At 72.0% G+C, this 22,045-nt stretch carries 16 protein-coding genes and 3 pseudogenes; all 19 read left to right on the top strand.

Annotated elements, in window-relative coordinates; genetic code table 11:
• Nucleotides 1-87 precede the first annotated feature (87 nt).
• The 19 genes and pseudogenes from AC38ZX_RS11605 (at nucleotide 88) to AC38ZX_RS11515 (ending at nucleotide 21,941) form a co-directional block, all read left to right on the top strand.
• Complete coding sequence (locus tag AC38ZX_RS11605; RefSeq protein ID WP_426592125.1) at nucleotides 88-1,077, top strand: LacI family DNA-binding transcriptional regulator; 990 nt, start codon at nucleotides 88-90, stop codon at nucleotides 1,075-1,077.
• Nucleotides 1,078-1,335: 258 nt separating this feature from the next.
• The gene (locus AC38ZX_RS11600) at nucleotides 1,336-2,874 is read left to right on the top strand and encodes an ABC transporter substrate-binding protein (protein WP_426592124.1); all 1,539 of its coding nucleotides are present in this window, start codon (nucleotides 1,336-1,338) and stop codon (nucleotides 2,872-2,874) included.
• A 100-nt stretch (nucleotides 2,875-2,974) separates the two neighbouring features.
• Nucleotides 2,975-3,916 carry an ABC transporter permease gene (locus AC38ZX_RS11595; RefSeq protein WP_426592123.1) on the top strand — a complete coding sequence of 314 codons (942 nt, stop codon included), beginning with the start codon at nucleotides 2,975-2,977 and terminating at the stop codon, nucleotides 3,914-3,916.
• Nucleotides 3,913-5,772, top strand: coding sequence for a dipeptide/oligopeptide/nickel ABC transporter permease/ATP-binding protein (locus AC38ZX_RS11590; protein ID WP_491294283.1), 1,860 nt, complete (start codon nucleotides 3,913-3,915; stop codon nucleotides 5,770-5,772). The genes AC38ZX_RS11595 and AC38ZX_RS11590 overlap by 4 nt, the downstream gene beginning before the upstream one ends.
• A complete protein-coding gene (locus AC38ZX_RS11585) occupies nucleotides 5,769-6,710 on the top strand; it encodes an ATP-binding cassette domain-containing protein (protein ID WP_426592121.1) in 942 nt (313 codons plus the stop codon). Before AC38ZX_RS11590 ends, AC38ZX_RS11585 begins: the two co-directional genes overlap by 4 nt.
• Nucleotides 6,667-8,244, top strand: coding sequence for a glycoside hydrolase family 43 protein (locus AC38ZX_RS11580; protein ID WP_491294280.1), 1,578 nt, complete (start codon nucleotides 6,667-6,669; stop codon nucleotides 8,242-8,244). Before AC38ZX_RS11585 ends, AC38ZX_RS11580 begins: the two co-directional genes overlap by 44 nt.
• Nucleotides 8,237-10,336: a beta-galactosidase gene (locus AC38ZX_RS11575; protein WP_491294277.1), complete on the top strand. Its 2,100-nt coding sequence runs from the start codon at nucleotides 8,237-8,239 to the stop codon at nucleotides 10,334-10,336. Before AC38ZX_RS11580 ends, AC38ZX_RS11575 begins: the two co-directional genes overlap by 8 nt.
• Nucleotides 10,300-12,354 (top strand): annotated as a pseudogene (locus AC38ZX_RS11570) (glycoside hydrolase family 3 protein); the annotation flags it as partial. The gene AC38ZX_RS11575 and the pseudogene AC38ZX_RS11570, both read left to right, overlap by 37 nt.
• Before the next feature lie 73 nt (nucleotides 12,355-12,427).
• Nucleotides 12,428-12,772: pseudogene (locus tag AC38ZX_RS11565) on the top strand (fibronectin type III-like domain-contianing protein); the annotation flags it as partial.
• Nucleotides 12,773-12,989: 217 nt separating this feature from the next.
• Nucleotides 12,990-13,817 carry a nucleoside hydrolase gene (locus tag AC38ZX_RS11560; protein WP_491294275.1) on the top strand — a complete coding sequence of 276 codons (828 nt, stop codon included), beginning with the start codon at nucleotides 12,990-12,992 and terminating at the stop codon, nucleotides 13,815-13,817.
• A gap of 147 nt (nucleotides 13,818-13,964) precedes the next feature.
• Nucleotides 13,965-14,285, top strand: coding sequence for a glycoside hydrolase family 78 protein (locus tag AC38ZX_RS11555; RefSeq protein ID WP_491294272.1), 321 nt, complete (start codon nucleotides 13,965-13,967; stop codon nucleotides 14,283-14,285).
• Nucleotides 14,237-16,106, top strand: a pseudogene (locus tag AC38ZX_RS11550) (family 78 glycoside hydrolase catalytic domain); the annotation flags it as partial. The gene AC38ZX_RS11555 and the pseudogene AC38ZX_RS11550, both read left to right, overlap by 49 nt.
• Nucleotides 16,107-16,652 (top strand): alpha-L-rhamnosidase C-terminal domain-containing protein, encoded by a 546-nt coding sequence (locus tag AC38ZX_RS11545; protein ID WP_491297385.1) that lies wholly within the window; start codon nucleotides 16,107-16,109, stop codon nucleotides 16,650-16,652.
• Nucleotides 16,565-18,136, top strand: coding sequence for an FGGY family carbohydrate kinase (locus AC38ZX_RS11540; RefSeq protein WP_491294270.1), 1,572 nt, complete (start codon nucleotides 16,565-16,567; stop codon nucleotides 18,134-18,136). Before AC38ZX_RS11545 ends, AC38ZX_RS11540 begins: the two co-directional genes overlap by 88 nt.
• A gap of 47 nt (nucleotides 18,137-18,183) precedes the next feature.
• Entirely contained in the window at nucleotides 18,184-18,672 is a 489-nt protein-coding gene (locus tag AC38ZX_RS11535; RefSeq protein ID WP_426592114.1) for a histidine kinase, read from the top strand.
• An 80-nt stretch (nucleotides 18,673-18,752) separates the two neighbouring features.
• Complete coding sequence (locus AC38ZX_RS11530; protein WP_491294266.1) at nucleotides 18,753-19,136, top strand: hypothetical protein; 384 nt, start codon at nucleotides 18,753-18,755, stop codon at nucleotides 19,134-19,136.
• A 495-nt stretch (nucleotides 19,137-19,631) separates the two neighbouring features.
• Entirely contained in the window at nucleotides 19,632-20,423 is a 792-nt protein-coding gene (locus AC38ZX_RS11525) for an ABC transporter ATP-binding protein (RefSeq protein ID WP_491294263.1), read from the top strand.
• Nucleotides 20,420-21,184 (top strand): ABC transporter permease, encoded by a 765-nt coding sequence (locus tag AC38ZX_RS11520; protein ID WP_491294260.1) that lies wholly within the window; start codon nucleotides 20,420-20,422, stop codon nucleotides 21,182-21,184. Before AC38ZX_RS11525 ends, AC38ZX_RS11520 begins: the two co-directional genes overlap by 4 nt.
• Nucleotides 21,185-21,347: 163 nt before the next feature.
• On the top strand, nucleotides 21,348-21,941 hold the full coding sequence (locus AC38ZX_RS11515) for a dihydrofolate reductase family protein (protein WP_426592110.1): 594 nt from the start codon (nucleotides 21,348-21,350) through the stop codon (nucleotides 21,939-21,941).
• Nucleotides 21,942-22,045: the final 104 nt, after the last annotated feature.

The raw sequence follows: 22,045 nt of genomic DNA, 5'->3' as shown, positions 1-22,045 counted from the left end.
TGTGTCGAGAAGACCGCCCCGAGGCTTGTACGACGACCGTCGGTTAGTTAGTGTGACGATTCACCAAACACACACCGAGAGGTCGCGATGGCCAGGGGAGTCACGGCGAAGGACGTCGCTCGCGAGGCGGGCGTGTCGCAGGCGACCGTCAGCTACGTGATCAACAACCACCCTGGCCAGAAGATCTCGGCGCCCACCCGCGAGCGCGTGAAGGCCGCGATCGAGCGGCTCGGGTACACCCCGTCGGAGTCCGCCCGGGCGCTCCGGACCGGCAGCACGAACGTCGTCCTGCTGGTGCTCCCCGACATCCCGTTCGGTCCCAGCCTCGGGTTCCTCAGCGAGCACATCGCCGACGAGCTCGAGCAGTTCGGCCTGACCACCATCACGCGCCGGGTGCGCGAGTCGAGCCCGCTCGCCTCGTTGTGGCGGGCGCTGAACCCCGTGGCCGTCGTGAGCATCGCCGCGATCTCGCTCGACGACGAGGCGGAGATGCTCGAGTCGGGGATCGCCGTGGTGAGCACGCTGCTGTCCCCGGCGTCGGGGCGGCAGGGCATCAGCGTCCCGCAGACGCTCATCGGCCGGCTGCAGGTGGAGCACCTCGCCTACGCGGGGCACCGCCGGATCGGGTACGCCGCGCCTGACGACGAGCGCGTGGCCGACTTCTACCGGCTGCGCCTCGACGGTGTGCGCACGGCCTGCCTCGAGCTCGGTCTCGACCAGCCGGACCTCGTGCCCGTCGCGCTGGACGCCGACAGCGGCACGGCGGCGGTCGCGCACTGGCGGTCGCTGCCTGACCCGGTGACGGCCGTGGCCGCGTACAACGACGAGACGGCGTTCGCCGTCCTGGCCGGGATGAACCGGCTGGGCCTCGTGGCGCCGCGCGACCTTGCGGTGATCGGCGTCGACAACATCCCGCTGGCCGCTCTGGCGAGCCCGCCGCTGACCACCGTCGACCAGAACCTGGAGATGGTCGCGGCCTTCGTCGCCCGCCAGATCGCGAGCGTCACGCACGGGGTCCCGGCACCACAACCGCTGCGCTCGGACGCCGTCTCGCTGGTGCTGCGCGAGTCTGCCTAGGTCCGCCTGCGCGTGACCCCGGGCCGCTGATCGCAGCCTGACCGCTTCGTCGCGCCCTCGCCCGGCGACGCGCTGACCTGGTCGTTCACCGATTCGGGCGCCGCCTGCGCAGTCACGGCGGACCTGCGCGACGCCCGCCGAAAGCCGGTCATCGGAAGTTTGTCCGGTTCCCTCTTGCGCCCCGTTCGTCGGCGTCGTATCGTACTTAATCGTATTACCTAGACGTATCAGTAACCCGAGATCGCTCGAAGGAGAGTCATGCGTAAACGTCTGCTGGCCGCCGGTTCCGTCGCACTTGCGCTTGCTCTCGCGGCGTGTTCGGGGGGAGGGAGCGGATCGGGGAGCACCTCGGGCTCGGGTGCGTCCGGAGGGACCCTCACCCTCGCGCCCGTCGTCGTCGCCCAGCCCTGGGACCTCAAGGATGCGGGCCTCGGCAACAACACGATCTACTACCAGCCGGTCTACGACCAGCTGTTCCGGCTCGACCCGAAGGCCGACCCGGGACCCAACCTGGCGACGAAGTGGTCGTACGACGACACGCTGACCAAGCTCACGGTGACGCTGCGTAGCGACGTGAAGTTCACGGACGGTGAGACGTTCGACGCCACGGCCGTCCAGGCCAACCTCATGAACACCAAGAGCGGGACGAACGAGGCCGCCAACCAGCTCAAGTCGGTGCAGAGCGTCGACGTGGTCGACCCCACCACGGCCGTGATCAACCTCAGTGCGCCGGACCCCTCCCTGGTCCCGAACCTCGGGTCGACCGCAGGCATGATGGCCTGCCCCAAGGCGATCGGCACGGCCGAGCTGCAGACCACGCCGTGCGGCTCCGGCCCGTACGTGATGGACAAGGCGAACACCACCACGGACGCCAAGTACACGTTCACTCGGAACCCGACCTACTGGAACACCAAGGCGTTCCCGTTCGACAAGGTCGTGCTCACGCCGCTGACCGACTCCTCCGCGGTCCTGAACGCGCTGCAGGCCGGCCAGGTCGACGGAGCGTTGATCACCGACACGAAGAACGTCGCCACCGTCAAGGGCGCCGGCCTCAACACCGTCGAGTACCAGCCCGGCTCCATCATGGGCTTCTACATCTGGGACCGCGCCGGCACCATCCAGCCCGCGCTCAAGGACGTCCGGGTGCGCCAGGCGATCAACTACGCGTTCGACCGCCAGAAGATCATCGACAGCGCGCTCGCGGGCCAGGGCAAGCCGCAGGCACAGCTGTTCAACGCTCAGACCGTCGCGTACGACCCGGCGCTCGACACCAAGTACGCCTACAACCCGACGAAGGCCAAGCAGCTGCTCGCCGACGCCGGCTACGCGAACGGCTTCGAGCTCACGATGCCCGACCTCACGGCGTTCAACGCCGGCGGCCAGGCCGCGATCGTCGAGGAGCTCGGGGCGATCGGCATCAAGGTGAAGCTCGACAACGCGCCGCTCGACACGGTCATCAACGACATGCTCGCCGGCAAGTGGGCCACGGGCTTCTTCCAGCTCGACTCGTTCCGCCCCTGGGACACGATCCAGATCGAGCTCACCAAGGACGCGCTCTGGAACCCGTTCCACTACGAGGACCCGAAGGTCACCGACCTGATCAACCAGGCGCAGGTGGCCACCGGCACGGCACAGGACGACCTGTACAAGCAGATCAACACCTACGTGACCGACCAGGCCTGGGACGCACCGTGGACCGCCGCAGTGAGCACCTACGCCTACGACAAGAAGGTCAAGGTCGTGGCGCAGAACTTCGCCGCCACGCCGTCGTTGTACAACTTCACGCCGGCCGGCTGACGAACCGGCGTCCGTGGGTGGGCCGCACGCCCGGCCCACCCACGGATCGCCCACCACGAACGCATCCCAGCCCTCACGTCAACGCCGTCAAGGGGACGCCATGCTGATGTTCATCCTTCGCCGCCTGCTCGCCGGGATCGTTCTCATCCTGGTCTCCGCGTCGGCCATCTTCGGGCTCATGAGCCTGTCGAACGACACCGTGGCCCGCTCCATCGCCGGCCAGACCGCCAGCCCGGAGCAGGTCGCCCAGAAGGCGACCGAGCTGGGTCTCGACCAGCCGTTCCTCACGCGGTACGTCGACTGGCTCTCCGGGCTCGTGCACGGTGACCTCGGGTCGTCCTGGTACAACGGTCAGCCGGTCACGACGATCATCTCGACCAAGCTGCCGGTGACGCTGTCCATCCTGGTCGTCGGTCTGCTGCTGGCCGCCGTGCTCTCCGTCCTGATCGGCGTTGCCGCCGCCGTCCGGGGTGGCTGGCTCGACCGTGCGGTCCAAGGTCTGGCGATCCTCGGGTTTGCCATCCCGGCGTTCCTCATCGCCCTCCTGCTGTCGGTGGTGTTCGCCGTGCACTGGAAGATCTTCCCGGCTGTCGGGTACACCCCCTTCGCCCAGTCGCCCAGCGGTTGGCTCCTGTCGATCACCCTGCCGGCGATTGCGCTGGCGATCGGTGCGATGGCTGCCACCGCCCAGCAGGTCCGCGGCTCCATGGTCGACGTGCTCGGGGCGGACTTCGTGCGCACCCTGCGCAGCCGCGGCCTGTCGGAGCGCAGCCTGCTGTTCCGCCACGCGCTGCGCAACGCCATCCCGCCGGGGCTGACCGTCCTCGCGCTGCAGTCCATCGGACTCGTCGGCGGTGCGGTGATCGTCGAGAAGGTGTTCGGCCTCTACGGGATCGGCACGGCCATCACCTCGGCATCCACCCAGCGCGACCAGCCCGTCGTCCTCGGCATCACCGTCGTCATGGTGATCATCGTGGTGGTCGTCAACCTCGTCCTCGACCTGGCCTACGGCCTGCTCAACCCGAAGGTGCGTGTGGCATGACCATCCCCGATCTCCTCTCGACCCCGGCCACCGCGCCGGAGCCCCTGCCGAAGCGGGCCGGCCGCGTCAAGCGACTCCTGTCCGACCCCATGGCCGTGGCCGCGATCGTGGTGCTCGTGATCATCGTCGTCGCGAGCTTCGCCGCCCCGCTGCTCACCAGCGCCGACCCGAACGCGCCGTCCCTGGAGAACACCCTCGGCCCGCGCGCTCCCGGCCATCCGCTCGGCTTCGACGGGGTCGGTCGCGACATCTGGGCACGGCTCCTCTACGGCGGGCAGGTGAGCCTGATCGGCGCCGTCATCGCCGTCGTCGTCGCGCTGCTGCTCGGCGTACCGACCGGCCTGATCGGCGGGTACTTCAAGAACTGGTTCGACGGCATCTCGGGCTGGATCGCGAACTTCCTCATGACCCTGCCCGCGATCGTCATCCTCATCGTCGTGGGGCAGTCCATCGGGCAGAGCGTGAACACCGCGATGGTCGTGTTCGGCGTGCTCATGGCGCCGGGGGTGTTCCGGCTCGTGCGCGGCTCGGTCATCGCGGTCCGCGAGGAGCTGTACGTGGACGCGGCCCGGGTCTCGGGTCTGGGGTCGTCGCGGATCATGCGGCGCCACATCCTGCCGGTCGTCATCAGGCCGACGATCATCCTGTCCGCGCAGATGCTCGGCATCGCCATCCTCATCCAGGCCGGTCTGCAGTACCTGGGGATCCTGTCGCCGGCGCAGGCCTCCTGGGGCGGGATGCTCGCCGACGCGCAGGCCAACATCTACATCGCCCCGCGCCTCCTGATCTGGCCCGGTCTGGCGATCGTGCTGACCGTCGGGGCGTTCGCCGTGCTCGGCACCGCGCTGCGTGACGTGCTGGGCGCCCAGGCGGTCAAGCAGTCGCGGTCCGCCCGTCGCGCGGCCCGGGCCGCGTCCAAGCTGGCCGCCGCGAACCGGGTCGCCGGGTCGACGATCGAGGCCACCCACGCGGGTGTCGTCCCCGTCGTCACCGATCCCGACGTCCTGCTCGAGGTGGACGACCTGCGCGTCGCCTACCCGAGGCTCGACGGCGAGTCGGTGGTCGTCAACGGGATCTCGCTCGTGGTCCGCCGGGGCGAGGTCCTCGGACTGGTCGGTGAGTCCGGGTCCGGCAAGTCGCAGACCGCGTTCTCGATCCTGGGCCTGCTCCCTCCCGAGGCGAAGGTCTCCGCGGAGAACATCACCTTCGGCGGCCAGGAGCTCGCCGGGATGAGCCGGTCGGCGATGAACCAGCTTCGCGGTTCGCGGATCGCCTACGTGCCGCAGGAGCCGATGTCCAACCTCGACCCGTCCTTCAAGATCGGGTACCAGCTGACCGAGCCGATCCGCCAGCACCTGGGCCTGAGCAAGAAGGCCGCCAAGGCCAAGGCGATCGCCCTGCTGGCCCGCGTGGGCATCGCCGACCCGGAGCGCACGTTCAAGGCCTACCCGCACGAGATCTCCGGGGGCATGGCGCAGCGCGTCCTGATCGCCGGGGCGGTCTCCTGCGACCCGGAGCTGCTCATCGCCGACGAACCCACGACCGCCCTGGACGTCACGGTCCAGGCCGAGGTGCTCGACCTCATGCGCTCCCTGCAGGAGGAACGGCAGATGGGGATGATCCTCGTGACGCACAACTTCGGCGTCGTCGCCGACATCTGCGACCGGATCGCGGTCATGCAGACCGGCGAGATCGTGGAGACGGCCCCCGCGCGCGAGCTGTTCGCGAACCCGCGGCACCCCTACACGCGGATGCTCCTCGACTCCACGCTCGAGGACTCCGTCCCGCGGCCGCAGCTCGTGACCGCCGGCTCTGGCACATCCACCGCACCGACGACCCGGGGGGAGGGCGCATGAGCGCCACGGCAGCACCCACGAACATCACCCAGCGCACCGCGCCGGTCGACGAGCCGCTGCTCGTCGCGGAGAACGTCGTCGTCGAGTACCCGATGAAGGGGTGGCGCAAGCCCCCGTTCAAGGCGCTCAAGGGCGTGTCCGTCTCGATCCGCGAGGGCGAGACCGTCGGCCTGGTCGGCGAGTCCGGCTCGGGCAAGACGACCCTGGGCCGCGCGATCCTCGGCCTGGCCCCGGTGACCGGCGGTGAGGTCCGGTACCGCGGACGCCGGATCGACCACCTCAGCGCCAAGGAGCGTCGCGGTCTGAGCGAGGAGATCCAGGTCGTCTTCCAGGACCCGTACACCTCGCTCAACCCCGCGATGACGGTCAACGACATCCTCACGGAGCCGCTGCTCGTCGCCGGGACCGACCGCAAGACCGCCACCAAGCGGGTGCGCGACCTGCTCGACAGCGTCCACCTGCCCAAGGACGCCGGCGAGCGGCTGCCGCGGGAGTTCTCCGGCGGGCAGCGGCAGCGGATCGCGATCGCGCGGGCCCTGAGCCGCGGACCCAAGCTGATCGTGTGCGACGAGCCGGTCAGCGCGCTGGACCTGTCCAACCAGGCCCGGGTGCTCGACCTGTTCATCGAGATCCAGGAACGCACCGGCGTCGCCTACCTGTTCATCACGCACGACCTGTCCGTCGTGCGTCACATCAGCCACCGGGTCGCCGTGATGTACCGCGGCGAGATCGTCGAGTCCGGCGACGCCGCCTCGGTCACCTCCGCACCCGAGCACCCGTACAGCCAGCGTCTCCTGCTGGCGGCACCGGTGCCCGACCCGGTGCGCCAGCAGAAGCGCCGCGCCGACCGTCTGCGTCTCGCGGCCCAGCAGGCCGAGCAGGACGAGCAGGCGGGTGCCGGTACGGGGGCGACCGAGGCCCTGCCGAAGTCCGCCTGACCGCCCGACCGACCTACCCAGAGGGGTTCCATCGTGCTGCTCAACCCGGCCGTCTCCGGCTTCCACCCCGACCCGAGCGTCGTCCGGGTGGGCGACGACTACTACCTCGCGTGCTCGAAGCTTCGAGTACTTCCCGGGCATCCCGCTGTTCCACAGCACCGACGCCGAGCACTGGACGCCGATCGGGCACGTCGTGACCCGGCCCGGCCAGCTCGCGCTCGAGGACGTGCCGACGGGCGGTGGCGCGTGGGCGCCGACGATCCGGTTCCACGACGGGCTCTTCTACCTCACGGTCGCCGACGCCATGGGCCGGGGCGGCCTGATCTTCACGGCGCCCGATCCCGCGGGGTCGTGGAGCGACGGCGTGGTCATGGTCGGCGCCGACGGCATCGACCACGACATCGCCTGGGACGACGAGGGGACCTGCTACGTCACGTACTCGGGGCTGCTGCTCACCGGCCCGGAGTTCGGGACGCACCTCGGCATCCAGCAGGTGCGGATGGACCCGAAGACCGGTCAGGCGCTCGAGGATCCCCGCTCCCTGTGGTCCGGGACCGGCCTGAAGTTCCCCGAGGCGCCGCACCTCTACGAGGTCGACGGCACCTGGTACCTGATGATCGCCGAGGGCGGCACCGAGCGCGGGCACGGGGTCTCGATCGCCCGCGGACCGTCGCCCGAGGGTCCGTTCGAGGGTGCGCCCGTCAACCCGGTCTACTCGCACCGGTCCACCAGCCACCCGGTGCAGAACGCGGGCCACGGCGACCTCGTGCGCACCGACGACGGCTGGCAGATGGTCCTGCTGGGCACCCGCCCGGGCGGGATGAGCCAGATGTTCGCCCCGCTCGGTCGTGAGACGTTCACCACCCGCGTGCAGTGGGTGGACGGCTGGCCTGTGGTGGAGCGGCTCGAGCTGACCGCGGACCTGGCGCCCGTCGAGGTGCGGTCGTCCTTCGCCGAGCCCCTCGGTCTCGAGTGGCTGACCATCCGCGACGCCGCCCCGACGTGGGTCGCGCGGGCCGACGGTCGCCTCACGATCTCCGCCGCGAGCGACGCGCCGGCGGTCGCGATGGACGAGCACCGTCCGCACTTCGTCGGCCGCCGGCAGCAGCACCTGGCGAGCCGATGCTCGGTCGTCGTCGACGCGTCCGCCGGGACGGGCGGCCTGTCGGTGCGCTACGACGAGCGGCACCACTACGACATCGAGGTGTCGGCCGGTCTGGTCCGCGCCCGGGTCCGGCTCGACCAGATCGAGCAGACCTGGGAGGCGCCGCTGCCCGACGGTCCGGTCGAGGTGTGGATCGCGACGAGCCCGGTGGTACGGAGCCCGGGCGCGGACATGCCCGACCTGGTCACCTGCGACCTCGTGCGGCTCGGCTACGGCCGCGGCGCCGACGCGGTCGAGCTGGCCGTCGTCGACGGGCGCTACCTGACCTCCGACGTGACGTCGTCGTTCACCGGCCGGGTGACCGGCATGTACGCCGCCTCCGGTGTCGTGTCGTTCGAGGGCTTCAGGTACGAGGGCAGCGATGCCTGAGGGCCCACGCCTGCCCGAACGGATCCGCGTCGGCGCCGCGTACTACGCCGAGTACCAGCCGTACGAGCGGCTGGACGCGGACCTCGACCTCATGGTTGCGGGCGGCTTCTCGGTGATCCGGGTGGGGGAGTCCGTGTGGTCGACGTGGGAGCCCCGTGAGGGCGAGCTCGACCTCGACTGGCTCCAGCCGGTGCTCGACGGCGCGCACGCGCGGGGCATCGACGTGATCGTCGGCACGCCGACGTACGCGGTCCCGCCGTGGCTGCGCCTGGCCTACCCCGAGACCACAGCCCACGTGGCGACGGGTGCGCCCATGCCGTACGGCGCCCGGCAGGATGTCAACTACGCCCACCCGACGTTCCGCCGGCTCGCCGAGCGGGTGGTCCGCGCGGTCGTCGGCCGCTACGCCGACCACCCGGCGGTCGTGGGCTGGCAGGTGGACAACGAGCCCGGCAACAAGTTCTTCTTCAACCCGGACGTGTTCGAGGGGTTCGTCGCGACGCTGCGGGAGCGTTACGGCACCGTCGACGAGCTCAACCGGCGGTGGGGTCTGACGTACTGGTCGCACCGCATCGCCGACTGGTCCGAGCTGTGGACCCCCGACCTGAACACGACCCCCGCGTACGACCTCGCCTGGCGGCGCTACCAGGCGACGCTCGCCGACGACCTCATCGCCTGGCAGGCCGACGTCGTGCGCAGCCTCGCCCGCCCGGACCAGTACGTGATGACCTGCATCGCCCCGCACCACCGGGCGCAGGACCTCACGACGATCGCGCGGCCGCTCGACGTCGCCGGCGTGAACATCTACTACGCGACGCAGGAGTCCCTGACCCACCCGGGTCCGGACGCGCTCGTCGGCGGGATCGCCGACGACTTCGTGCCGTGGGCGGGCCCGGCGTTCCCGGCCCTGCAGGCCGACCTCGCGCGCGGCACCCGCGACGAGCCGTTCCTGGTCACCGAGACCAACGCGACCTCGATCGGCGGAGCCGGGGACAACCTGCCCTGCTACGACGGGCAGTGGCGTCAGGCCGGCTGGCTCATGGTCGCGCGCGGCGCGCGGATGCTGGAGTACTGGCACTGGGCCACGCAGCACTACGGCGCCGAGTCGTACTGGACCGGCATCCTGGGCCACAGCCTGACGCCGGGGCGGACGTACGCCGAGCTGTCCACGCTCGCGCAGGAGCTCACGACGGCGTCGCCCCAGCTGGCGGACCTGCGCGCGCACAGCGACGTCGGGTTGCTCCTGAGCCCGCAGAGCCGCTGGGCACTGGAGTTCCAGGGGCCGCTCGCCGTCACGCCCCACACGTGGTTCGGCGACCCGACGTCCTACGAGCAGATCCTCGCCGCCTACTACCGCGGCCTGTTCGACGCCGGTCTCGCGGTCGACGTGGTGGGGCCGGACCAGCTTCCCGACGACCCCGCCGCGCTCGTCCGGCGGTGGCCCGTCCTCGTGGTGCCCGCGCTGTACATCGCCTCGGACGCGACCCTGGACCTGCTCGTGCGGTACGCCGAGGCGGGCGGTCACCTCGTCCTGACCCCGCGGACCGGATACGCGACGGAGGAGAACGTCATCCGTCCGGTCGTCGCGCCCGGGGTGCTGCGGGGACCTGCGGGCGTGCACTACCTGGAGTTCACCAACCTCCCCGCCGACGTCCCGGTCACGGGGTGGGGCGGGGCCGCGCACGCCTGGGCGGACGGGCTGCTGCCCGACGACGCCGAGGTGCTCGCCGGGTACGACCACCCGCACCTGCGGCAGTTCGCCGCGGTCACCACCCGCGCCCACGGTGCCGGTCGCGTGACGACCGTCGGAACCGTGCCCGACCGCACGCTCGCGGCCACCCTGGCCACCTGGCTGGCACGGACCTCGCTGCCCGCAGATCCCTGGCGGGACGCGCGGCCGGCGAGCGTGACGGTGCACACCCTCGACGGGGCCCGGCTCATCCGGGTCGTGCACAACTGGTCGTGGGACGCCGTCTCCTACGTGCTCCCGGCCGCCGTCGAGGACGTCCTGAGCGGCGCCGGCCTGGCCGCGGGGGACGCCCTGACGCTCGGCCCGTGGGACGTCCGCGTGCTGCACGAGCCCACCACCTGACCGACGACGACGAACCCACCGGAGAACCTCATGACCGAGAAGACCGTCAGCCCCGCCCACGCCCCCGCCTCCGTCCCCGCCGTCGACGAGGGCGACCTGGCCCGTCGGCTCGCCGCGCTCACCCTGGAGCAGAAGGTCACGCTGATGACCGGCGCCGACTTCTGGTCGCTGCACGCCGAGCCGGCCGCGGGACTGCGCCGCCTCGTCGTCTCGGACGGCCCGGCGGGCATCCGCGGCGAGTTCTGGGACGAGCGCGACACGTCCGCCAACGTCCCCTCGCCCACCGCGCTCGCCGCGACGTGGGACCCCGACCGCGTCGAGGCGCTCGGGCTTCTGCTGGCCGCCGAGGCCCGGCGCAAGGGTGTCGACGTGCAGCGGCCCCGACCGTCAACCTGCACCGCACGCCCTACGGCGGCCGACACTTCGAGAACTTCTCCGAGGACCCGTTCCTCACCGCCCGGATCGGCGTCGCCTACGTGCGCGGGGTGCAGGCCGGCGGCGTCGGCGCGACGGTCAAGCACTTCGTCGCCAACGACACCGAGACCGACCGGATGTCGGTCGACGCCCTGGTGGACGAGCGGACCCTGCGCGAGCTGTACCTGGCGCCCTTCGAGGCGATCGTCCGCGAGGGCGGCGTCTGGGCCGTCATGGCCGCGTACAACCAGGTGAACGGGACCACGGCCACCGAGAGCCCGCTGCTGCGTGACGTCCTGCAGGACGAGTGGGGGTTCGACGGCGTGACGATGTCGGACTGGTTCGCCACCCGATCGACCGTGGCCGCGGCCACGGGAGGCCTGGACCTGGCGATGCCCGGGCCGGTCGGGCCGTGGGGCGCCGCACTGGTCGACGCGGTGCGCACCGGCGACGTGGACGAGGCGCGGATCGACGACCACGTGCTGCGCATCCTGCGCCTCGCCGCCCGCGTCGGCGCACTCGACGGGATCGAGGCGGTCGCACAGGCCCCGACGTTCGCGGAGTCCGCGGTCGCAGCGCAGCTCCGGGCCGACGCGGCAGCCGGTTTCGTCCTGGCCCGCAACGACGGCGTGCTGCCGCTCGCGCCTCGCACGCTGGCGCGGGTCGCGGTCCTCGGACCCAACGCCGAGGTCGGCCGCACGCTGGGCGGCGGGAGCGCGACGGTCTACCCGCCGTACACCGTGTCCCCGCTGGACGGCATCCGCGCGGCGCTCGGTGCGGACGTCGACGTCACCTTCGGCGAGGGCGTCCGCGCGCACGCGCGGACCTCGCCGGCCCGGGACGCCTTCACCAGCCGACCCGGCGGCACCCCAGGCGTCGAGATCCGGTACGTCTCGGCCGACGGCACGGCGCTGCTCACCGAACCCCGCACCGGCGGCACGTTCAACTGGCTCGCCGGCGTCCCCGCCGCCGCCTCGGGCGCCGTGGCGGTCGAGGTCGCCACCCGCGTCACGGCGACCACCGCCGGTGCCTGGGAGATCGGCGGTTCCGGCCTGGGTCGGTTCCGGCTGACGCTCGACGGCTCACCCGTGATCGACACCGAGCTGGTGCTCCCGCCGGGTGCGGACCTCGTCGAGGGCATGATGACGCCTCCGCAGGGGCTGCACCGCGTCGTGCTGGCCGCCGGCGAGTCGGTCGACGTCGTGCTCCGGCACGAACTCGCGGGCGCCGCGACCTCGCCGGAGGGTCTGTCGCTCGGCCCGATGATCCAGCTCAACGTCGAACCCCCGCACGCGGACGACGACGCGGCGATCGAGCTGGCCGTCGCGCAGGCTGCCGCCGCCGACGTCGCCGTGGTGGTCGTCGGCACCAACGAGGAGGTCGAGTCCGAGGGCTACGACCGCGACACGTTGGCGCTGCCGGGTCGGCAGGACGAGCTCGTCTCCCGGGTGGCCGCGGCCAACCCCCGCACGGTCGTCGTCGTCAACGCCGGTGCACCGGTGCTCATGCCCTGGGCCGACGAGGTCGCCGCCGTGCTGATCGCGTGGTTCCCCGGGCAGGAGTTCGGGGACGCCCTGGCCGACGTGCTGCTCGGGGTCGTCGAGCCCGGCGGCCGCCTGCCCACCACGTGGCCGCGGGACGAGTCGGAGCTTCCCGTCGGGCACGCCCGTCGACGGCGTGGTCCGGTACGACGAGGGGCTCCTCGTCGGCTACCGCAACCCGGCCCGCACGGCCCGCTACGCGTTCGGGCACGGCCTGGGCTACACGTCCTGGGAGTTCGAGTCCGTCGGGGTGCCCGTGACCCCGACCGGCGACGGAGCGGGCGAGGTCGACGTGACCCTGCGCAACACGGGCTCTCGCACCGGACGCCAGGTGGTGCAGGTGTACGCGTCCCGGCCGGGCAGCGAGGTCGAGCGCCCGGTGCGCTGGCTCGTGGGCTTCGCCGCCGTGGTCGCGGGCCCGGGCGAGTCCGTCACCGTGGGGATCGGTCTGCCCAGCCGGGCGCTCGCCCACTGGGACGTGGACACGCACGGCTGGACGGTCGAGCCCGGAACCTTCACGCTCGAGGTCGGGCCTTCCAGCGCGGACCTGCCGCTCGTGGAGGAGCTCGGTGTGGACGGAGACGAGCTGATGGGCGCGCGACTGCGGGTCATCACGGACAACGACTACTCCGGCGACCCCGACGGCCTGGTCCAGCTTCGCCCACCTGCTGCTCTCGCCGTCGGTGGACGTCCGCGCGGTGATCGGCTCGCACCTGCGCGCCGGCGACCCGTTCGACTCGTCGCCGATCACGGCGACGAAGGCCCGGCAGGCCGCGGACGTCGTCGTCGACCTGCTCGGCCTGACGGGTGCCATCACCACGATCGAGGGCTCCAACACGGCTCTCGTCGACCGGAGCACCCCCATCCGCTCCGCGGCGGCTGAGGCGATCGTCGCCGAGGCGATACGCGAGTCCGACCTCCCGCTCTACGTCACGCTCGGAGCCGGGTTGACCGAGCTGGCCAGCGCGTACCTGCTCGAGCCCCGCATCGCCGAGCGCCTGACGGCCGTCTGGATCGGGGGCCCGGAGCACGACGGACTGGCCGTGGCGCCGCCGCGCCCGGGCGGGCCGGAGGTCTCGGAGTACAACCTGCGGATCGACATCACGGCCGCGCAGGTCGTGTTCGACTCGCCGATCCCGCTGTGGCAGGTGCCCCGCGACGCGTACCGGCAGGCGATGATGAGCTTCGCCGAGCTGGAGACGCGCGTGCGCCCGCACGGTGCGATCGGCGAGCACCTGGTGAGCCGGCTCCAGGACGTCGTCGAGATGGCCGCGGCCCACGGGTTCGACTCCGGCGAGGTCTACATCCTGGGCGACAGCCCGCTGGTGCTGCTCACGGCCCTGCAGTCCTCGTTCGAGCCCGACCCCTCCTCGTCCCGGTACGTCACCGTGCCGGCGCCGGGGATCGACGACGAGGGTCGCTACGTCGTCCGGCAGAGCGGCCGACCGATCCGGGTCTACACGCACCTGGACGTGCGGTTGATGCTCGAGGACCTGGTCGCCAAGCTGGCACGGCACGCCGCATGAGCGTCCGGGTCGTCGGTCTGTGGGTCGGGGACCGCGGACGCCCGGAGTTCCTGGCGACCGGCACCCCGTCGGTGTCGTGGGCGGTCGAGAGCGACGAGCCGGGCTGGGAGCAGACCCGAGCCCGGGTCGAGCTTGCGGCTCGACGGCGTGATCACGGGAGCCGAGGTGGCCGGGCCGGTGGCCCAGAGGGTGGCCTGGCCGTTCGCGCCGCTGGGCCCGTACACGAGCGCCGAGGTTCGGGTGCGGGCGTCGGGCGCGCCGGGGTCGTCGACGGGGTGGAGCGCATGGACCGTCGTGCGCACGGGCCCGCTCGGCCCGCAGGACTGGCGGGCGCCGTTCATCACCCTCGACCCCGCGACCCACTGGCCCGAGCGGGGGACCGTGCGGTTCCGCACCGAGGACGCACGCGCCCGGCGACCGTGGTCAGCGCGGTGCTGTCGGTCACGGCCCACGGCGTCGTCGACGTGACCCTCGCCGGTCGGCGGGTCGGTGACGAGGAGCTTCTCCCGGGCTGGACCGCCTACCGCGACGTCCTGGCCTTCTCGACGTACGACGTCACGCACGAGATCTCCGCCGCGGCGGCCGACCGACCCGTCGTGCTCGGCGCCACGGTGGGCGAGGGCTGGTACGGCGAGCGCTTCGGCTTCGACGGGCACTTCCAGCGCGCCTACCTCGGGCCCGTCGCGCTGGCGGCGCAGCTGCGCCTGGTCGACGCCGACGGCGACGTGACCTGGGTGACGACCGGGACCGACTGGACCGTCTCGACGGTGGGTCCGGTGACCTCCGCGAGCATCTACCAGGGCGAGTCCCACGATGCGCGGCTGGCCGACGACGCCCTGGAGACGCCCGGCACGAGCCTGCCGGGAGGCGGGCCGGCCGCGCTGCTCGCGGACGTCCTGGCCGGCTACCCGCGTGCGGAGGAGGCACGGCTCGACCGGCTCGTCCCGGCCTCGTCGCCTCCCGTGCGGGTCACCGAGACCGTGCCGGTGCGCGACGTCCTGACCACGGCGTCCGGCGCGACCGTGCTCGACTTCGGCCAGAACCTCGTCGGGCGCCTCCGGCTGCGGGTGGACGGCCCGGCGGGCACGACGATCACGCTCCGGCACGCCGAGGTGCTCGAGCACGGTGAGCTCGGAGTCCGTCCGCTACGGTTCGCCAAGGCGACCGACAGCCTGGTCCTGGCCGGCGACGGCCCGCTGGACTGGCACCCCCGGTTCACGTACCACGGCTTCCGGTACGCCGAGGTGACCGGCTGGCCCGGTGACCTGGACCCCGGGGCCGTGGTCGCCGAGGTGCTGCACACGGACCTGGTCCGCACGGGGCACCTGACGACGTCCGACCCGCTGCTCAACCGGTTGCACGAGAACATCGTCTGGGGCCTGCGCGGCAACGCGGTCTCGCTGCCGACGGACTGCCCGCAGCGCGACGAGCGACTGGGCTGGACCGGGGACATCCAGGTCTTCACGCCCACCGCGAGCTTCCTCTACGACGTGTCGGGCTTCCTCGGCTCCTGGCTGCGAGACCTGGCGGTCGAGCAGGATCGCGGGACGTCGGTGCCGGTCGTCGTCCCCGACCCGTTGCCGTACCCGATGCCGCCGGCGGCCGCCTGGGGCGATGCGGCGACGCTCGTGCCCGACGCGCTGTACGACCGGTACGGCGACGCGTCCGTGCTTGCGGCCCAGTACCGGAGCATGGCGGCGTGGGTCGAGGACGTGCGCGCGCTGGCCGGCGACCGCGACCTGTGGACCGGGGGGTTCCAGTTCGGCGACTGGCTGGATCCCGCCGCCCCGCCGGACCGCCCGGCCGCCGCCCGCACCGACGCGGACATCGTGGCGAGCGCCTACTACTTCCGCTCGTGCGTGGCCCTGGCGCGGGCCGCGCGCGTGCTGGACCGCGCCGCGGACGCCGTGAGGTACACGGCCCTGGCCGACCGGATCCGTACCGCGTTCCTCGCGGAGTTCGTCACGCCGGCGGGCCGGATGATGTCCGACGCCCAGACCGCCTACGGGCTCGCGATCGCCTTCGGCCTGGTCGACGCCGAACGCCTCGGCCCGCTCGGCGACCGCCTCGCGGAGCGTCCGCGCGCACGGCTACCGGATCGGGACGGGTTTCGTCGGGACCCCGATCGTCGCCGACGCCCTCACGACCGGCGGGCACGGCGACGTGGCCTTCCGCCTGCTCCTGGAGCGCGAGTGCCCGTCCTGGCTGTACCCGGTGACGATGGGCGCGACCACGATCTGGGAGCGGTGGGACTCGATGCTCCCCGACGGGACGATCAACCCGGGCGAGATGACGTCGTTCAACCACTACGCCCTGGGCGCCGTGGGCGACTTCCTGCACCGTCGGATCGGCGGGATCGCCACCGCGGAGCCGGGGTCGCGGGTGGTCGACGTGGCGCCCGTGCCGGGCGGCGGTCTGACGTCGGCCGAGTGCTCGCTCGACACCGGGTACGGCGTCGTCACGGTCGCCTGGACGCTCGAGGAGGGGACGTTCGCCCTGCACGTGCACGTCCCGGCCGGTATGCGCGCGCGGGTGACCCTGCCGACGGGGGTGTCCACGGACGTCGGGTCGGGGGAGCACGCTCTCACCTGCACCGTGCAGGTCGCGCCGGAACCGGGGCGTCCGGTCTGGGACCTGGACACGCCGATGTCGGCGTTCATGGACGACGACCAGGCGCGCGAGACGCTGCTCGCGGCCTGCGCCGCCGAGTCGTACGGGTTCGCCCACGGCTGGACGTCCGACGGCCGGTGGCGCGCCGACACCACGCTGCGTCAGTCGCTCATGCTCCTGACGCCCGACGCGCTGGCGCGGATCGAGAAGGCGATCGGCTCGTGACCGCGCCGGAGCCGCTCGTGCTGGCCATCGACCTGGGCACGACGAACGCCAAGGCGGTGCTGACCACCCGGACCGGGTCGGTCGTCGCCCGCGGAACGTGCCCGGTCGGCATCTCGTTCCCGGCGCCGCGCTGGGTCGAGCAGGACGCGGCCGAGATCTGGTCGGCCACCCTGACCGCCGTGGCTGCATGCCTGGAGGCGGCCGACGGCCTGGTCCCGGTCGCCCTGGCGGTCTCCAACCAGCGTGAGTCGGTGGTCGCGTGGCACCGACGCACCGGTGTCCCGCTGGGGCCTGTGCTCGGCTGGCAGGACGGCCGGACGGCTGACGCGTGTGCGCGTCTGGTCGCGCAGGGCCACGCCGAGCTGGTGCGCTCGCGGACCGGGCTCACGCTCGATGCCATGTACTCGGCACCCAAGATGCGATGGCTGCTCGACGCGGCGGTCGCCCAGGGCGTACCCGCCGCCGACGTGTGCCTGGGCACCGTCGACTCGTGGCTCGTCTGGAACCTCACCGGGGACTTTGCCACCGACGCGGGGAACGCGTCGAGGACCCTGCTCCTCGACCTCGTGGACCTGGACTGGCACCCCGAGCTGCTGGACGTCTTCGGGGTCCCGCGCGGCGCGCTGGCCGAGGTCAGGGCGTCGGACGGCGGCTTCGGGGTGAGCACCGACCTCGGGGTCCTCCCGGCGGGCCTGCCCGTGGCCGCGGTGCTCGCCGACTCGCACTCCGCGCTCTACGCGCACGGGTCCGGGGCGCCGGGCCGCGCCAAGGTCACCTACGGGACCGGTTCGTCGGTCATGGTCCCGTGCGTCGCGCCGGACGGTGCCCCCGACGGGATCGCGACCACGGTCGCGTGGCTCACCGCCGACGGGCCGACGTACGCGCGCGAGGGAAACATCCTGTCCAGCGGGTCCGCCCTCGACTGGATGGCGACGATCATCGGCACGGACCCCGACCGGCCCGGCGGCGCCGTGGTGTCGGGGCTGGCGGACCAGGTGCCGGACGCGGGCGGCGTCAGCCTGGTGCCGGCCTTCGCGGGCCTCGGTGCGCCGTACTGGGACCGCGCAGCGACGGCCGTGCTGACGGGGATGACGGCGGGAACCACGCGCGCGCACCTGGCCCGCGCCGCGCTCGAGTCCGTCGCGCACCAGGTCGTCGACGTCGTCGACGCGGTCGCCACCGACGCCGAGATCGTCGAGATCGTCGCCGACGGCGGTGCCACGGCCAGCGCCACGCTGATGCAGATCCAGGCGGACCTGCTCGGCCGGCCGGTCCGCACGGCCGACGTCGCCGAGGCGTCGGCGGTCGGCGTCGCGTTGCTGGCCGGCACGACCCTGCAGGGCCTCCCCGAGTCGCGTGCGAGCGCGCCGTCGGCCGGTGGCCGAACGGTCGTCCCTGCGATCGACGACGTCCAGCGGCGGGCACGACGGACGGCCTGGCGGGACGCGGTCGCGCGGTCCCGATCGACACCGCACACCATCTGACACCACTAATGCTTGACGTGACACCACGATGGTGTCACGATGGTGCTATGGACCTCGACACCTACGTGAGCGACTTGCAGCGGCAGCTGGCGGACGCCGCCGAGAACGGCACGGCGGAGACGCGCGCCGTCGCCGAACGGCTGGCCGGCGGACTCGAGGCCGCGACGCGGCTCGTGCTGCTGGACGTGCTGTCGGCGGCGGTCGGCGAGATCACGCGCGACCTCGCCCCCGGCTCGGTGGACCTTCGGCTGCGCGGCCGTGAGGTCGAGTTCGTCGTGACGCAGTCGAGCACCGAGCCCGACCACGACGACGCGCCCGCGGCACCCGTCGACCTCGACGACGTGAGCACCTCGCGCACCACGCTCCGCCTGCCCGATGCCCTCAAGGTGCGGGTGGACGAGGCCGCCGCGGCGGACGGCCTGTCCGTCAACTCCTGGCTCGTGCGGGCGGTCGCGGCCGCCCTGCAGCCCCGACAACGACGATCCGCGCAGCGCACGCTGCGAACCGGCGACAGCTTCGCCGGTTGGGCGCGCTAACCCCGCCCGACCCACCACTCCACCAGCCACGCAGACCCGCGGGGCCGGACCAGCACACCCGAAATCAAGGAGGCGTCAGCATGCCCACGTTCCACACCCCCACCCCGATCGACCTCGTGATCAACCTGCAGGTCGGTGCCCTCGACATCGTCGCCGGCGACCGGGACGACACCGTCGTGACCGTGTCGCCGACCAACCCGGCCAAGGCGGTCGACCGTCGCGGCGCGGAGGAGACGCGGGTCGACTTCGACGGCCGGCGGGTCTCCGTCACAGGCCCCAAGCCGCGCCTCAGCTGGATCGGCCCGAACGAGTCCGTCGACGTCCGGGTCGAGCTGCCCTCCGGGTCCCGCTTCACGGCCGAGGTCTCGGTCGGCGGTGTCCGCGTCACCGGGCGGCTGGGCGCCACCCGGGTCAAGAGCCGATGGGCACCGTCGACCTCGACACCACGGGCGACCTGTGGCTGAAGGCCGGGCACGGCAACGTGACGGTCGGCACGGCGCAGGGATCGGCCGAGATCGTGGCCGACCACGGTCAGATCAGGATCGGAACCGTCACCGGTGACGCAGTCCTGAAGGCGTCGCACGGCTCGATGCAGGTCGAGGAGTCCGGCGGAGACCTCGAGGCCAAGCTCTCCTACGGGGACCTCGAGGTCGCCCGGGCGCTCGGCTCCGTCGCCGCCAAGACCGCCTACGGCGCCATCTCGCTGCGAGAGGTGTCCAGCGGCTCGATCCAGGTCGAGAGCGGCTTCGGCCAGATCTCGATCGACGTCCGAGCAGACGTCCCGGCGTGGCTCGACCTCTCCTCGAAGCTTCGGACACGTGCGCAACCAGCTCGCCGACAACCGCGCTCCCGACGAGTCCGAGCAGACCGTCGCGGTACGGGCACGCACCCAGTCCGGCGACATCACCATCCAGCGCGCTCGCTGACCCGCGGGCTCCACAGAAAGGAAGACCCAGCTCATGAGCACCACAGCACCCGCGATCCGGGTAACCAGCATGGAGAAGTCGTACAAGGACCTGCACGTCCTGCGCGGCGTGGACTTCGAGGTGGCGGCGGGCAGCATCTTCGCCCTGCTCGGCTCCAACGGCGCCGGCAAGACGACGATCGTGCGGATCCTGTCCACGCTGCTGCGCTCGGACGCCGGCACGGCCACGGTCAACGGCTACGACGTCGCCACGGACGCGCTGCGCGTCCGGGAGTCCATCAGCCTGACCGGGCAGTTCGCCGCGGTCGACGAGATCCTCTCGGGCCGCGAGAACCTGGTGCTCGTCGCCAAGCTGCGGCACCAGGACGACCCCGGCCGGGTGGCGGACGACCTCTTGGCGCAGTTCAACCTGTCGGACGCCGCCACCCGCAAGGTGTCGACGTACTCCGGAGGCATGCGTCGTCGCCTCGACATCGCGATGAGCCTGATCGGGCACCCGACCGTGATCTTCCTCGACGAGCCCACCACCGGGCTCGACCCCGAGGCGCGGCTCGACGTGTGGCAGGTGATCCAGGGCCTCGCGAAGAGCGGCACCACCGTGCTGCTCACCACGCAGTACCTCGACGAGGCCGAGCAGCTCGCGGACCGGATCGCCATCCTGCACCAGGGACGCATCATCGCGAACGGGACGCTCGCCGAGCTGAAGCAGCCCATCCCGCCGGCGAAGGTCGAGTACGTCGAGAAGCAGCCGACGCTCGAGGAGATCTTCCTGGCCCTCGTCGGGAACCAGAACGCCACCACCGAGACCAGTGAGGAACTGTCATGACGACCACACACTTCTTCTCCGACACCACCGATCTCACGGGCCGCTCGATGCGGCACATCACCCGCAGCGTGGACACGATCATCACGACGGCGATCACCCCGATCGCGATCATGCTGCTGTTCGTCTACGTGCTCGGCGGCGCGATCGACACGGGCAGCGACAGCTACGTCACCTACCTGCTGCCGGGGATCCTGCTGATCGCGATCGCGTCCGGCATCGCGTACACCGCGGTCCGGCTGTTCACCGACCTGCAGAGCGGCATCTTCGAGCGGTTCCACTCCATGCCGATCGCACGGTCGTCGGTGCTGTGGGCCCACGTCCTGACGTCACTGGTCTCCAACGGGATCACGGTCGTCATCATCGTGGCGGTGGGCTTCCTCATGGGCTTCCGCACCTCCGCGGGCCTGCTGGCCTGGCTCGCCGTGGCGGGGATCCTGGCCCTGTTCACCCTGGCGCTCACCTGGGTCGCCGTCCTGGCCGGGCTGTCGGCGAAGTCGGTGGACGGTGCCGCCGGGTTCTCCTACCCGCTGATCTTCCTGCCGTTCATCAGCTCCGCGTTCGTCCCCACCGCCACCATGCCCGGTCCGGTGCGTGCGTTCGCCGAGAACCAGCCGGTCACGTCGATCGTCAACTCGATCCACGCGTTGTTCGCGGGGGAGCCGGTCGGCAGCGACATCTGGGTCGCCCTCGCCTGGTGCGTCGGCATCCTCGCCCTGGGCTACCTCGGCGCGATGGCCGTCTACCGGCGCCGGATCCGGTAGGGGCTCCCGCCCCGGATGGCCGTCTCGGCGCACCTGCCGAGGCGGCCGTCGACGTGTCGCCGCCGAACCCGGTCCGCGCCTCCTGTCGCACCGGCGACGTGCCGTTCGACGAGCGGGGGAGGAGGGTGGTCGTCGGGACCGCCGCGACAGGCAGGAGTGTCCGATGAGCAAGGTTGTCGCCATCATGTCCATGTCCCTCGACGGCTATGTGGCCGACCCGGACGGCGGCGTGGCCGAGGTGTTCGACTGGTACACCTCCGGGGACGTCGAGATCCGCACCGGTGGCTCGGACCCCATGACGTTCCGGGTCTTCGAGCCCAGCGCCAGGCACCTGAATGGTCTCGTCTCCGAGCTGGGTGCGATGCTCACTGGTCGTCGCACGTTCGAGGCCGCCGGCGGCTGGGGCGGGAACCACGCCTGGGGACCGGCATTCGTCCTGGCGCACGAGATCCCCGACGGATGGCCGCGGCCCGGCTCGAGCGTCCACTTCGTCACCGACGGCATCGAGAGCGCCGTGCACCAGGCGACCGCCGCCGCCGCCGGGAAGGCGGTGGGCGTCCACGGCGCCGACACCATCCAGCAGTGCCTGAACGCCGGTCTTCTCGACGAGATCGCCGTCGACGTCGCGGCGGTCCTCCTCGGCTCGGGAGTCCGGCTGTTCGAGCATCTCGATGCGACGCCGGCCCGGCTCGGCTCGCCGACCGTGATCCCGGGCGTCGGGGTCACGCACCTGCGCTACCCGGTGCGTCCCACGTAGTCGGCCACGTTCGGACCCGCACGCCGAGGTGGGGGCGGCATACTGGACATCCCCGAGCATCCTGCTCCGGATCGGTCCAGATGCCCCACTCGCGAAAAGGGTCT

This window comes from Cellulomonas sp. McL0606 (assembly GCF_058248365.1).
The sequence above is the reverse complement of the archived record's forward strand: the minus strand, read 5'-3'. Positions and strand labels throughout refer to the sequence as shown.

Excerpts from the sequence above, each read along its gene's own strand:
- AC38ZX_RS11605 (WP_426592125.1), top strand. The coding sequence starts at position 88 with ATGGCCAGGGGAGTCACGGCGAAGGACGTCGCTCGCGAGGCGGGCGTG.
- AC38ZX_RS11600 (WP_426592124.1), top strand. The coding sequence starts at position 1,336 with ATGCGTAAACGTCTGCTGGCCGCCGGTTCCGTCGCACTTGCGCTTGCT.
- AC38ZX_RS11595 (WP_426592123.1), top strand. The coding sequence starts at position 2,975 with ATGCTGATGTTCATCCTTCGCCGCCTGCTCGCCGGGATCGTTCTCATC.
- AC38ZX_RS11590 (WP_491294283.1), top strand. The coding sequence starts at position 3,913 with ATGACCATCCCCGATCTCCTCTCGACCCCGGCCACCGCGCCGGAGCCC.
- AC38ZX_RS11585 (WP_426592121.1), top strand. The coding sequence starts at position 5,769 with ATGAGCGCCACGGCAGCACCCACGAACATCACCCAGCGCACCGCGCCG.
- AC38ZX_RS11575 (WP_491294277.1), top strand. The coding sequence starts at position 8,237 with ATGCCTGAGGGCCCACGCCTGCCCGAACGGATCCGCGTCGGCGCCGCG.
- AC38ZX_RS11545 (WP_491297385.1), top strand. The coding sequence starts at position 16,107 with ATGACGTCGTTCAACCACTACGCCCTGGGCGCCGTGGGCGACTTCCTG.
- AC38ZX_RS11535 (WP_426592114.1), top strand. The coding sequence starts at position 18,184 with ATGGACCTCGACACCTACGTGAGCGACTTGCAGCGGCAGCTGGCGGAC.
- AC38ZX_RS11530 (WP_491294266.1), top strand. The coding sequence starts at position 18,753 with ATGCCCACGTTCCACACCCCCACCCCGATCGACCTCGTGATCAACCTG.
- AC38ZX_RS11525 (WP_491294263.1), top strand. The coding sequence starts at position 19,632 with ATGAGCACCACAGCACCCGCGATCCGGGTAACCAGCATGGAGAAGTCG.
- AC38ZX_RS11520 (WP_491294260.1), top strand. The coding sequence starts at position 20,420 with ATGACGACCACACACTTCTTCTCCGACACCACCGATCTCACGGGCCGC.
- AC38ZX_RS11515 (WP_426592110.1), top strand. The coding sequence starts at position 21,348 with ATGAGCAAGGTTGTCGCCATCATGTCCATGTCCCTCGACGGCTATGTG.